9 protein-coding genes are annotated in these 14,379 nt (G+C 42.3%); 4 read left to right on the forward strand and 5 right to left on the reverse strand.

Going from position 1 to position 14,379, the window contains the following annotated elements; all coding sequences use genetic code 11:
- Window positions 1–25: 25 nt before the first annotated feature.
- Window positions 26–979 (forward strand): NAD-dependent epimerase/dehydratase family protein, encoded by a 954-nt coding sequence (locus tag GKD17_RS21415; protein ID WP_007833742.1) that lies wholly within the window; start codon window positions 26–28, stop codon window positions 977–979.
- 143 nt (window positions 980–1,122) lie between these two features.
- On the forward strand, window positions 1,123–2,187 hold the full coding sequence (locus GKD17_RS21420) for a sugar kinase (protein WP_007833743.1): 1,065 nt from the start codon (window positions 1,123–1,125) through the stop codon (window positions 2,185–2,187).
- A gap of 246 nt (window positions 2,188–2,433) precedes the next feature.
- On the opposite strand, the gene secDF is transcribed toward GKD17_RS21420, so the two are convergent.
- The 5 genes from secDF to GKD17_RS21445 all read right to left on the reverse strand — a co-directional run bounded on the left by secDF (window position 2,434) and on the right by GKD17_RS21445 (window position 10,348).
- Window positions 2,434–5,421: a protein translocase subunit SecDF gene (secDF, locus tag GKD17_RS21425; protein ID WP_007833744.1), complete on the reverse strand. Its 2,988-nt coding sequence runs from the start codon at window positions 5,419–5,421 to the stop codon at window positions 2,434–2,436.
- Between the two features lie 178 nt (window positions 5,422–5,599).
- Window positions 5,600–7,687: a M3 family metallopeptidase gene (locus GKD17_RS21430; RefSeq protein WP_032935898.1), complete on the reverse strand. Its 2,088-nt coding sequence runs from the start codon at window positions 7,685–7,687 to the stop codon at window positions 5,600–5,602.
- A gap of 26 nt (window positions 7,688–7,713) precedes the next feature.
- On the reverse strand, window positions 7,714–8,793 hold the full coding sequence (locus GKD17_RS21435; RefSeq protein WP_007833748.1) for an endonuclease/exonuclease/phosphatase family protein: 1,080 nt from the start codon (window positions 8,791–8,793) through the stop codon (window positions 7,714–7,716).
- Between the two features lie 3 nt (window positions 8,794–8,796).
- Window positions 8,797–9,690 carry a rhomboid family intramembrane serine protease gene (locus GKD17_RS21440; protein WP_007833752.1) on the reverse strand — a complete coding sequence of 298 codons (894 nt, stop codon included), beginning with the start codon at window positions 9,688–9,690 and terminating at the stop codon, window positions 8,797–8,799.
- Window positions 9,671–10,348 (reverse strand): rhomboid family intramembrane serine protease, encoded by a 678-nt coding sequence (locus GKD17_RS21445; protein WP_007833753.1) that lies wholly within the window; start codon window positions 10,346–10,348, stop codon window positions 9,671–9,673. The genes GKD17_RS21440 and GKD17_RS21445 overlap by 20 nt, the downstream gene beginning before the upstream one ends.
- A gap of 210 nt (window positions 10,349–10,558) precedes the next feature.
- Between GKD17_RS21445 and GKD17_RS21450 the strand changes: the two genes are divergently transcribed.
- Window positions 10,559–10,831 carry an HU family DNA-binding protein gene (locus GKD17_RS21450; RefSeq protein ID WP_007833754.1) on the forward strand — a complete coding sequence of 91 codons (273 nt, stop codon included), beginning with the start codon at window positions 10,559–10,561 and terminating at the stop codon, window positions 10,829–10,831.
- Window positions 10,832–10,923: 92 nt separating this feature from the next.
- The gene (locus GKD17_RS21455; protein WP_080549516.1) at window positions 10,924–14,253 is read left to right on the forward strand and encodes a glycoside hydrolase family 2 TIM barrel-domain containing protein; all 3,330 of its coding nucleotides are present in this window, start codon (window positions 10,924–10,926) and stop codon (window positions 14,251–14,253) included.
- The last annotated feature ends 126 nt before the right edge of the window (window positions 14,254–14,379 follow it).

Genomic DNA, 14,379 nt, shown 5'->3' on the forward strand with positions numbered 1-14,379 from the left:
GGAAACTTAAAGCAAATAGCAAACTATGAAAAATGTATTAATTATCGGCTCCACCGGTCAGATCGGTTCGGAACTAACCATGAAATTGAGAAGTATTTACAATGGTAATATCGTAGCCGGATATATTCCCGGTGCCGAGCCTAAAGGGGAATTAAAAGAATCAGGCCCTTCTGCCATCGTAGATATCACCAATGAACAACAAATTGCCGAAACTGTATCAAAGTACAACATCGACACCATTTACAATCTGGCAGCCTTACTCTCGGCTGTAGCAGAAGCCAAACCTCAACTAGCATGGAAAATAGGCATGGGAGGCCTGTTTAATGTATTGGAAGTAGCACGCGAAATGGGTTGTGCCGTATTTACCCCAAGTTCTATCGGTGTCTTCGGTAACAACACCCCTAAAGACAAGACTCCACAAGACACTATCCGTAATCCGCGTACCATGTATGGCGTTACAAAAGTATCAGGAGAATTACTGAGCGATTATTACCATATCCGTTTTGGTGTAGATACCCGTTCCGTTCGTTTCCCCGGATTAATTTCGTATGTCACACCTCCGGGTGGCGGGACCACTGATTATGCTGTAGACATCTATTATTCGGCTGTAAAAGGTGAAAAATTTGAATGTCCTATCGCAGCCGATACATTCATGGATATGATGTATATGCCTGATGGTTTACGTGCAGCCATTGAAATCATGGAAGCGAATCCCGACAAACTAATTCATCGCAATTCGTTCAACATTGCTTCAATGAGTTTTGATCCGGAAATTATTTATAATAATATAAAGAAGTATATGCCTGACTTCCATATGGAGTACAAAGTAGATCCACTACGTCAAGCTATCGCCGAATCATGGCCGAACTCACTGGACGACACTTGTGCCCGTGAGGAATGGGGATGGAAACCGGAATATGATCTAGACAGTATGACACAGGATATGCTTGCCAAACTAAAAGTACGATTCAATAAATAAACCACTAATATTGAATGTATAAAAATAGCCTTCTCTATCTTTTCCATATAGAATAGAGAAGGCTATTTTTATACATTTCTTGCACTTATATAAAATTTTGATCGTATCTTCGTGCAAATTAACATACTGATTAAAAACATACTATGAATACAAGAGCTATTACCAAAAACAAGAAAGTCGTTACATTCGGAGAAGTAATGTTAAGGCTGACCACCCCCAATTTTCAGCGCTTTTCCCAAACAAACGAGTTTATTGCTACTTATGGAGGAAGTGAAGCGAATGTAGCCATATCACTGGTCAACTTCGGCATCTCCACAGAATTCGTTACCAGACTTCCCGAGAATGCAATGGCACAAGCTTGTGTAAACTCACTCCAAGCTTACGGATTAGGTACAGACGGCATTATTTATGGCGGGAAACGCATGGGATTATACTTTCTGGAGAGCGGTGCAGCATTTCGTAACTCCAATGTAGTATATGACCGTGAAGGATCTTCCTTTGCCACTTTACGTCCCGGCATGATAGACTGGGAAAAGATTCTTTCCGATGCAGGCTGGTTCCACTGGTCGGGTATAGCGGCGTCCCTGTCACAGGAAGGAGCAGATACCTGCCTGGAAGCACTACAAACAGCAGACCGTCTAGGGTTAACTATCTCGTGCGATTTGAATTTCCGCAAAAAATTATGGAATTACGGTAAATCCGCTTCAGAAGTAATGCTCCCTCTTGTCCAATATAGTGATGTCATTTTTGGTGCAGAACCCGAATACAAAGAAATTTTCGGCATTCCCCCGGTAGGTTTTAAAGCTGTAGACACCTCATATCCATTAGATTTGTCCGGTTTCAAAGTATTCGGTCAAAAAGTATCAGAACAAGCGCCCCGATGCCAGAAAATATTTCTGGAATTGCGTAATACCATCACTTCCAATCACAATCTGCTGGCAGCCATACTTTATTCTAAAGGGACATTAAGGCATACCGGTATTTACGATATTGTCCATGAGGTAGACCGTGTAGGTGCAGGAGATGCATTTGTAGGCGGCATGATTTATGGTTTGCTGACCTACTCCGACAATGACCAAAAAACATTAGAATTCGCCCTTGCCGCATCTGCATTAAAAAATACCATATATGGAGATTTCAATCAAGTAACAGTAGAAGAAGTGGAAGGATTAATGCAAGGAAACACTTCAGGAAGAGTAGTCAGATAACTATTTTCATGATTATAGCCAAACAGAATTGATCTGCAAAATGTAGCGTAAAAAAGCAAGTTTACTTCATGGGGCAAGCAAGCTAAGTTACTTATCCAATGTACTTAAGTTTATTTTTGAAGCCACAGAAGATTCATCTATCCTTTTTCCACAAATCAATTCCATTCAGTCATTATAAAAAGAGGAGGATTCTCATGATATGAGCATCCTCCTCTTTTTATTTATTTCTTAAAAGAAACTTTCTTTTTATGCCTTTGTTTCTTCCGGCATCTTGTTGCCCATAGTCAGGTAAGCGATAGGAGCAGCAATGAAGATAGAAGACAACGTACCGATCACAACGCCCAAAATCATTGCAAAAGCGAAGCTGCGGATACTGTCACCACCCAGCACAAAGATACACAACAATACGATTAATGTACTTAATGAAGTATTGATGGTACGAGCCAAAGTAGTATTCAGTGAATCGTTAAACAACTGCATACGGTTACGTTTCGGATACAGACCGAAGAACTCACGGATACGGTCAAAGATAACCACCTTGTCATTGATAGAATAACCGATAGCGGTCAAAACGGCACCAATGAAGGTCTGGTCAATTTCCAATGAGAACGGAACCCATCCATAACATAATGAGTATGCACCGATAATCAGAATAGTATCGACAGCCAATGCAACAGTCGCACCCACACTATAAGCTACATTGCGGAAACGCAGCAAGATATACAAACCGATAGCCACCAGTGCAAACAATACAGACCAAATAGCCGATGTCTTGATATCATCAGCGATACTGGGACCTACTTTCTGAGAACTGATAATAGAACCACCGACACGATTATCACGATCAATAAAGATTTCCAATGTAGTACCTTCGCCCAGCAAGTTACCATCTTTCAAAGACTGATACAAGAACTCTTCAATTTCGGAGTCGATAGTAGGAGACTCTTCATTAATACGGTAGTTGGTTGTAATACGGATTGTCTTCTTATCCGTACCCAAGGCGATAGCCTGTACATTATCTTCTGTGATTTTCTTCTTCAACAAGTCACGCACTGTTTCAGGTTCAACCTGCTGTTCAAACTGAACTACGAAGTTACGTCCACCGGTAAAGTCAATACTCTGCGCCAAACCACGGATAAAGAATGAAATGATACAGATAACGATAATCGCTCCGAATACCGTGAATGAACGTTTCATCATTCCCATAAAGTTGTAATTCACGTTCTGCATCAGGTTCTTGGAAATCCCTGTAGTGAATGTCAAGTTCAACCACTTGTCTTTATTCATGAAGTGCTCATAAACAATACGAGTCAAGAATACTGCTGTAAAGAATGAGCAGAGGATACCGATAATCAACGTAGTGGCAAAACCACGGATCGGCCCCGTACCGAAATAGAACAGAATGATACCAGTGATAATTGATGTCAAGTTTGAGTCAAAAATAGCAGAGAATGCGTTAGAATAACCGTCTGCTAAAGCAGCCTTAACAGTTTTACCGGCTCTCAATTCTTCTTTTGTACGTTCATAAATCAACACGTTAGCATCTACAGCCATACCCAATGACAACACCATACCGGCAATACCAGACATGGTCAGTGCAGCTTGGAACGAGGTAAGGATTCCTAATGTGAAGAAGAAGTTAACAACCAATGCGCAGTTGGCAACCATACCCGGAATCAATCCGTACATAGCGCACATATAGATCATCAACAGAATCAACGCAACAACAAATGAAATGATACCTTGATTGATAGATTCCTGACCCAATGACGGACCAACGATATCCTCCTGAACGATACGTGCAGGAGCAGGCATCTTACCAGACTTCAATACGTTAGCCAAGTCTTTTGTCACCTCCGGAGTAAAGTTACCGGTAATCTGAGAGTGTCCGCCCGTAATTTCACCGTTTACATTCGGAGCGCTGTATACGTAACCATCCAGTACGATAGCGATAGCCTTGCCTACATTGTTCTTTGTCAGAACAGCCCAGCGGCGCGCGCCGTCAGTGTTCATAGACATACTGACACAAGGCTTGTTGAACTGGTCATATTCATCTTTAGCATCAGTGATCACATCACCTTCCAACGGAGCACGTCCGTTACGTTCAGTAGACTTGATAGCATACAATTCAAAGATACGTCCCTGCTTGTCAAAATCAGCAGCCTTTACACCCCATTTCAAACGAAGATCTTTCGGCAACATTTCTTTCACTTCTTTCATAGCAAGGTACTGGTTTACCTGAGCAGTATCTTTATAATCGGCATAACCTACCACCGACCCGTAACCATTCGGATTTAATTGAAGAACAGAAGCCAACGGATGTTCTTTCTTCATCTGCTCCATTGCGGCAGAGTTACTTGCCGTTTCGCCTTTCAATGCGGCTGCAAGACTGTCGGCAGCAGAAATTGCAGAAGCCTGTGCAACAGCAACAGTATCAGCTGCTACAGAATCAGCAGAAGCAGCACCACTTTCAACAGCAAGAATATCACGCAGTCTGTTATCTACAGAAGAAAGATAAGGAACTATTTCTTTTGCGTCGAAAGTTTCCCAGAATTCCAAGTTAGCAGATCCCTGCAACAGTTTTCTGACACGTTCCGGTTCTTTGATACCCGGTAGTTCCACCATGATACGGCCCATCTTTCCTTCCAATGCCTGAATGTTAGGCTGTGCCACACCAAAACGGTCAATACGTGTACGTAATACATTATAAGAGTTGTCGATAGCAGCCTTTACCTCTTCGCGCAATACTTTTTCAACTTCACTGTCGGAACTGCGGGTGGTTACTTTGTCTTTCAACTGCTGAGTAGCAAATAATTCAGCCAATTTGCCATTGGGAGCTTGTTTCTTATACTCTTTTACAAAAAGAGTGATAAAGTCATCCTGACTAGTGATAGATTGTTTTGATGCTTCTGCAACCGCTTTGTTAAAAGCTTCATCAGTCTTGTTGTCAGCCAAAGCCTTCACTACATCCGGTACAGAAACTTCAAGGATAACGTTCATACCACCTTTCAGGTCTAGACCCAGACCAATCTCCATCTCGCGACACTGTTTCAGCGTATAACTACCCAAATAAACTTTTTCATTCTGCATAGAATCAAGGTAATGTGCTTCACCTTTCGGGTCCTGTGCCGCTTTGTCCATGTGATAGCGGGTCACAAAAGAGAAAGAAAGATAAAACACACATACAAGGGTGAGTAATACCGCAAAAACCTTTACAAATCCTTTGTTTTGCATGTTACTTTGAAATTTATTATTTTTACTTTTTGATTAATTCTTAGTTTATACAAGGTTGCAAATATAGTTTTTTTTTCACATTCCCACGGTATCAAACACAAATATTTAGATTCCAAAAGAGAAAAAAGGCTGCAAAAGCATTTTTTGCAGCCTAAATTATTCTATCTCACAGCCTATTTTATTTCAAACCCCTATTTTTAAGCAAGGGCTCCAAGCTGGGATCAGCCCCACGAAAACCTCTGTAAAGGGTCATAGGATCTTCCGTTCCACCTTTCTCTAGAATATTTTTACGGAAAGAGTCTGCGGTATTTTTATCGAACACTCCATGTTCTTTAAACGCTTCAAAAGCATCCGTGTCAAGAACTTCTGCCCATAGATAGCTGTAATACCCAGCAGCATATCCACCTATAATATGACTAAAATAAGTGGCGCGATACCGAGGAGCTATTTCAGGAATCAGCCCCAGCTTGTCCATCGTTTCTTTTTCAAAAGCAACGACATTCAGATTTTCTGTATCAGTCAGGTTATGCAGTTCCATATCAAGCAAAGCGGCTGCCAATAATTCCGTAGTCATAAAACCTTGATTAAAAGTACCCTGATTTTGGATTTTCGTAATCAACTCATCCGGAATCACTTCTCTTGTTTCATAATGCTTGGCATAGAGTTTCAGCACTTCAGGTTCTACAGCCCAGTGTTCCATAATCTGTGAAGGAAGTTCTACAAAATCCTGCGCCACACTGGTACCAGACACTCCTTTGTAGTTACACTTGGTCAGCATACCGTGCAATGCATGTCCAAACTCATGAAACATGGTTTCCACCTCATCCAAAGTCAGTAAAGAAGGCATATTTCCTGCAGGTTTAGTAAAACTTGCCACATTATAAATTAAAGGACGTACTTCACCGGCCTGTTCACGAAAATTACTCATCCATGCGCCACCACGCTTACCTGCGCGTGGAAAGTAATCTGCATAGAACAATCCCAAAAATGAGCCATCGGCATCCTTTACTTCATACACTTTCACATCAGACTCATATACGGGCACATCATTCAGTTCGGTCAATGTAATGCCATACAATTTGTTGGCCACGGTATACAATCCGCTACGCACATCTTCCAAACTGAAATAGGGCTTGATTTCATCTTCATTCAAATCATACTTTTCCTGACGCAATTTTTCGGCATAATACCACCAGTCCCATGCAGCCAGCTTCTCTCCCTTACCTTCCTTATCCATTATTTTCTGCAACTCGGCGGCCTCTTTCTTTGCATTTTCCAGTGAGTATCCCCACAGGTTATTCAAGAAATCCATGACTGTCTGCGAATTCTTAGCCATGTTCTCATCCAGTACAAAATTGGAATAACAATCGAATCCTAATAATTTTGCCTGTTCCAAACGCAATGCCATGATCTTTCCCAATATCTCTTTATTGTCATTCGCATCATCATGATTCCCCCGGTTGATATAAGCTTCATAAATATTTTTTCTTAGCTCACGGTTTTCAGCATATTGCAAAAAAGGCAAGCGACTGGAGTTTTGCAAAGTGAATAGCCATTTCCCTTCTTTTCCAGCAGCTTTCGCTTCCTCTGCGGCCCCCGCTTTCACCCATTCGGGTAACCCGGCCAAATCAGCCTCATTCTCGATAACCAACTGATAAGCGTTATTCTCATTTAAGATATGATTGTCGAAAGCAATCCCCAAAGTCGACAATTCTTTATTGATCTCCCTCAAACGGGATTGTTTTCCGGCATCCAGTCCGGCACCCGAACGGACAAAAGCTTTATAATACTTGTCCAACAGCCGGTGTTGCTCAGTCGTAAGAGTTATCTTACCTTCCTTTTCCTGTTGATGCACATCAGCCACCCGTTTATACAAATCCTGATTCAAATAAATATTATCACTATGTTCTGAAAGTACAGGAGCCATCTTTTCATTCAAGGCCGTCAACGAATCATTTGTATCCGCTTCGGTCAATGCAAAAAACACCCCACTTACTCTCGCCAGAATCCCGCCACTTTTATCCAGCGCCACAATGGTATTTTCAAAAGTAGGTTCCTCGGGATTATCAACTATTGCCTTAATTTCCGCATTCTGCTCCTCTATTCCCTTCAAGAAAGCAGGCTCATAATGCTCCAGTCTGATCTTAGTAAAATCGGGAGCACCGTACTCGGTCTGGAATTCCGTAAAGAACGGATTTATTTCTGTTTTCTGTTCACATGCACACATTACACAACACGTCGCTAACGTAAATAATAGTCTTTTCATAATCTGTCAATTAAAGGTATGTAAAATCACTTCTCCGCCACATAACACCAAATGGGGTAATGATCCGAACTCTTTATCGTATTATCCACCGTACAACGGTAAGATTTTAAATTCTTGCTCAATAAAATATTGTCTATTCTGAAATAAAAATGATTTTGATTATAAGATATGCCAAAGCCGTTTCCCGACTCCACAAAAGCATCATTCAGACCTTCCCCTACCACCCTGTGAGTGTATGATATAGGAGAATCATTGAAGTCACCGCATACAATTATGCCTCCCCCTTTGTAACCGGCCACCAAACGAGCTATGGAATCAGCCTGAACGGCACGTATAGCCGATGCTTCCGCCAGTTTTCTGATCAGCAAACGAGACCCTTGCGATACCTTTTGCTTATCAGGGTCCTTCATCATTTCGCGATAGACTTCTTTATCCTTCTCAGTCAGCTTATTGGATTCCAGATGATTATTAACAACCAGCAAGGTATCACCATTCACTTTGATTTTATAAGCAATGGAACCATTGTTAAGGCTGGCATATCTCACCGGATGTGCCGACAAAATAGGAAAACGGGAATAACAACCCAAACCGTTAGCCCCTGATATCTTATAATAATTTTTATAAGGATAATCTCTTAAAGCATAATCCACCTCTTTCTTGGTTAACCGTCCCCCTACAATATATTCCTGCAGGCAGATTATATCCGCATTGCTGTTTCTTAAATATTCCAACACAGGGTTCGGATTATCCTTGGTGTTCGCACGGTTCTTCTCAAAGGCCATCGTATTGTAGGATAAGAATTTGATTGCCCCTTCCGGTACATCAGATACAAATACATTGACTGGAAAATAAGTACGGATAGCACCAATGGAACATACCAAGCCTAAAAATGAAAGCAACGCATATTTACGATAAATCACCAACCAAAAGACCAGAAACAAAAGATTAACAATCAAAAAAGCAGGAAAAGCCAAACCGGCACATGACCATACCGGATGAGCCACAGGATCAATATAAGGGCTGTAAGCACATACCAGTAACAATACCACCATACACAAGTTTATGCCCAGTAGTATCCATCCCAAAAAACGACCAATATATTTCATATATCACTTCTTGCTCGCATCAAACAAGCTTTTCTTCTCTTCGGTAGTCAGACTGTTATAACCAGATTTCTTTAATTTATCCAATATACGGTCTATCTCCTCACTTTGCTGTTTTTTACGGGCATTATAATCGTAATCTTTTGCCTTATCACCATAATGAACTTTCATCTTCGGCTTTTTCGATTGACGACGAAACGAAAGGCCTTCTGAGAAGCAATCCAAGCATCGGTTTATCCATGACGTAGCATCATGTCCGCGGGACAATCCGGAAGCAAACCACCATCCGGCCAGAGCACCTCCTAAATGAGCGATATGGCCACCGGCATTGCCCGATGTCATAAACAGCAAATCGGTCACAACCATAAACAAAGCCACATACTTCAACCTAACAGTCCCAATAAACATAAAGTTTACTCTATATTCCGGTGCACGTACCGCAGTAGCTACAACAATAGCAAGTACGGAAGCTGATGCTCCCAACAAATAAGAATAATACAAAGAATCACTGAAATAAGGAAAAACATTGTAAGCGATCATATACAACAAACCGCCACAAATACCTCCCAACAGATAGAGTCCGCGGAAATGCTTTGCCGAGAAAAGAGACAGAAACATCTGCCCGAACCAATAAAGCCACAGCATATTAAACAGCAAATGCAAAATGCCTGCATGCATGAACATATAAGTCAGCAAAGACCAAGGCTGCTTGACAAACTGCAACGTCCAGGCCGGCAGTTCCAAATATTGAAGCACAAATGCTCCATTCCGGTTGAACAGCATCCATAAAATCCCCAATAAGGAAGTTACAATGAATACCCCTACATTAATATATATAAACTGGATATATATGTTCCCTTTGTTGAAGCTATTTTTCAAATCAGTAATAAAACTGCCCATTATTATTCTTTTTTCTCCAATACATTATTAATATAAAACCAAAAATCATACCTCCCAAGTGTGCAAAGTGGGCAACGCCATCGGTCGAAGCACCCAATCCCAAAAATATCTCCAAAGCAGCATATCCCATCACAAAATATTTAGCCCTGACAGGAAATGGGATAGGGAATACAAACATCTGACTATTGGGGAATAGCATACCGAATGCCAACAAAATGCCATATATCGCTCCCGAAGCGCCAACTGTAGTCATCAGATTCAAGTACTCCGCCATCGGAATCACGGCAATCCCCGTATTCACACTGTCATATTGCGATAATTCGGTCACATATTGTATATATTGCACCAGCTCCTGCACCAATCCCGCACCTATACCACATACCATATAATAGAACAAGAAACGTTTCGGTCCCCAAACCTGTTCAAGCGTACGTCCAAACATCCACAAGGCAAACATGTTAAAAAAGATATGCTGGAAACCGCCATGCATAAACATATAAGTAATCAACTGGGCAGGATTAAAATCAGATGCCATAAAAAAGTGTAGTCCCAGCAGGTCGTTTAGGTTAATTCCATACTTCATGGCTACCACGCCTCCAAAGAAACACAACACATTTATTATCAATAAATTCTTGGTTACTGTAGGTATACTGTTCATAAATATTCTTCGTCTAATAAAACATTGATTGCGCGCAAATTTACAATTTTATTCTGTTATATAACAGAAAACAAGAGTTCTCTTACGTTTTTTTGATTTTTGGAGCATCTTTTTTAGGCTATCTGTTTGATTTCTAATTTTGAAAGCATATATTTGTCACTGATTTTGGTAAAACTTTTGTGTTACATTTAATAATTAATCATTTTCGTTATGAATAAGGCAGATTTTATCAGCGCAGTCGCCGCTGAAGCCGGCTTGAGCAAAGTCGACGCAAAAAAAGCAGTTGAAGCTTTCGTTTCAACTGTAACAAAGGCCCTCAAAGAAGGGGACAAAGTATCATTAATCGGATTCGGAACATTCTCTGTTGCTGAAAGAAGTGCAAGAACAGGTATCAACCCATCCACAAAAGCAACGATTACTATTCCTGCTAAAAAAGTAACCAAGTTCAAACCAGGTGCTGAACTAGCAGACGCAATTAAATAATTGCTATTTTACATAAAAGGACTTAAGGAAAGGGGCGCCGGTACTAGCGCCCTTTCTTCTTCATTTTTCTATTTGAACCTATGAAACCTAAAATGACAACCTTATTTAAATGCCTGATTGGCGCCGCTGTATGCGCTTTTTCAACACAAGTTCTTCATGCAGAAGATACAAAACTACCTTATTGGAAAGATATTCAGACCGTAGCCGTCAACAAGGAATATCCGCGTACAGCTTTCATGACTTATGACAACCGGGACCAGGCACTGACCGGCGAGTATGAAAACAGCCCTTATTACAAACTACTAAACGGTACATGGAACTTTTATTATGCAGATACATACAAAGATCTGCCTGCCAACATTGAGCAACCGGATGCCAACATAGCCTGGAAGGAGATTAAAGTACCCGGCAACTGGGAGGTACAGGGCTACGGAGTGGCCATCTACACCAATCATGGATACGAATTCAAGCCCAGAAATCCACAACCGCCGCAATTACCCGAAGCCAATCCGGTCGGTGTGTATCAGCGTGATATCGAAATTCCCGCCGATTGGGATGGACGCGACATATTCCTCCGTTTGGAAGGAGCAAAATCCGGTGTATACGTGTATGTCAACGGACAGGAAGTGGGATACAGCGAAGACTCCAAGAATCCGGCAGAATTTTTAATCAACAACTACCTGAAACCCGGTAAAAACTCGCTGGTCATTAAAATATTCCGCTGGAGTACCGGTTCTTATCTGGAATGCCAGGATTTTTGGCGCATGAGCGGTATTGAACGTGATGTATTTCTGTTCTCACAGCCCAAAACTCACATCAAAGATTTCAACGTGATGTCTACGCTGGACGACACCTATAAAAATGGTATCTTCAAACTGGATGTAGACGTAACCAACCATACAGCAGGCAACAAAGAGGTAACCGTAGCATACGAATTGCTGGATGCCGCAAAGAAAGTGGTGGCAGAAGGTAACACCCCCTGTCCTGTTACAGCGGACGGGCAGAAGAGTATCTCTTTTGAAGCCACCCTCAGCAACGTCAAGACCTGGACATCAGAACACCCTAACCTGTACCGGTTACTGATATCTCTGAAAGACGGAGAAAAAACAAGCGAGATCATTCCTTATACGGTAGGTTTCCGCCGTTTCGAGATCAAACCAACCGATCAGATAGCCGAAAACGGCAAACCATACATTTGCTTGTTCATCAACGGACAACCCATCAAGCTGAAAGGCGTAAACATACACGAGCATAATCCCGAAACAGGACATTATGTTCCCGAAGAGCTGATGCGCAAGGACTTCACCCTGATGAAACAGAACAACATCAACAGTGTACGTCTCTGCCACTATCCGCAAGACCGCAAGTTCTATGAATTGTGTGATGAATATGGCATCTATGTATATGATGAAGCCAATATCGAAAGCCACGGTATGTATTACAACTTAAGCCGAGGCGGAACATTGGGCAACAATCCCGAATGGCTGAAGCCGCACATGGACCGTACCATTAATATGTACGAGCGTAACAAAAACCATCCCTCTGTAGCCATTTGGTCATTAGGAAACGAAGCTGGAAACGGTTATAATTTCTATCAGACCTATTTATGGCTGAAAGAACGCGAAGTAAAAGGGATGAACCGTCCTGTAAATTATGAACGCGCCCTTTGGGAATGGAACACAGATATGTATGTACCCCAATACCCTAGTGCCGCCTGGCTGGAAGAAATAGGCAAAAAAGGCAGCGACCGTCCCATTGCGCCATCCGAATATTCACACGCTATGGGCAATTCCAATGGTAATCTGGCAGCACAATGGAGAGCGATCTACAAGTACCCGAACTTGCAAGGTGGTTACATTTGGGACTGGGTAGACCAAGGTATTCTGGAAAAAGACGAAAATGGACGTACCTACTGGACCTACGGAGGTGATTACGGGACCAATGCACCCAGCGACGGAAACTTCCTATGCAATGGAATCGTAGCTCCGGACCGCACTCCGCATCCGGCCATGACAGAAGTGAAATATGCACATCAGAATGTAGGTTTTGAAGCCATCGACCCGGCTGCCGGCAAATTCCTGGTAAAGAACCGTTTCTACTTCACCAACTTGAAGAAGTATATGATCAGTTATACCGTAAAGGCAAACGGAAAAACAATTAAAGGCGGAAAAGTATCATTAGATATCGAACCGCAAAGTTCCAAAGAACTGGACATCAACCTCAACGGATTGAAGCCCAAGGCCGGCACAGAATATTTTGTAAATTTTGTAGTTACCACCACAGAGCCGGAACCCTTGATTCCTGCAGGGCACGATATTGCTTCCGAACAATTCCGCCTGCCCATAGAACCATTGGCTATAGCCGAACATAAAGCAAGCGGTAAGACTACCGTCAGCACGGATGGTGACGTCATCACCGTATTATCATCACGTATGCAGTTCGTTTTCAACAAGAAAAGTGGACTCGTGACTTCATACAAAGTAAACGGTACAGAATATTTCGCTGAAGGCTTTGGTATTCAACCTAACTTCTGGCGCGCACCGACAGACAATGATTATGGTAACGGTGGGCCTAAGCGCGAGCAAATATGGAAACAGTCCAGCAAGAACTTCAATGTAGCGGATGTCACTACAGAAACAGACGGCAACAAGACTATATTAACAGCCAACTATTTACTGGCAGCAGGTAACCTGTATATCATGAAATATACCATTTATCCTGACGGAGTGGTTCATGCAGATATCACCTTTACTTCTACGGATATGAAAGCCGCCAGTACCGAAGTGTCAGAAGCAACTCTGATGGCTACCTTCACACCGGGACAGGATGCCCAGCGTCTGGCCTCTTCCAAACTGAACGTACCACGTATCGGCGTACGTTTCCGCTTGCCATCGGATATGAATCAGGTAGAATATTTCGGCCGCGGACCGGGTGAAAACTACATCGACCGTAATGCAAGTAGTTTCGTCGACCTCTACCGCACCACAGCCGACCAGATGTACACCAACAACTACGTCCGTCCGCAAGAAAACGGACACCGCACCGACACCCGTTGGGTGGAACTGAGCCGTAAAGGCGGAAAAGGTCTGTTAATACGCGCTGACAGTACCATCGGTTTCAATGCACTGCGCAATTCTGTAGAGGACTTTGATTCGGAAGAAGCCATTAACCGTCCTCGCCAGTGGACTAATTTCACCCCCGAAGAGATTGCCAACCACGACGAGGCAAAGGCTAAAAATGTAATACGCCGCATGACCCACGTCAACGATATCACTCCACGTAATTTCGTTGAAGTATGTATTGATATGAAACAGCAAGGTGTAGCCGGTTATGACAGCTGGGGAGACCGCCCGCTGCCGGAACATACCCTGCCCGCCAATAAGGAATATCATTGGGGATTCACATTGATGCCGATAAAATAAAAATATCGCAAGCATTCCTTCCTTAATAAGAAGAGTGTGTCAGAACTCCGATGGCGCTATCATATAGATTGTCATCGGAGTTTCATTTCCCATCCTACATTTCAATTATAGCCTGAAAGCAAGATC

The organism is Phocaeicola dorei (genome assembly GCF_013009555.1).
In the GTDB taxonomy this organism is placed as follows: Bacteria; Bacteroidota; Bacteroidia; order Bacteroidales; family Bacteroidaceae; genus Phocaeicola; species Phocaeicola dorei.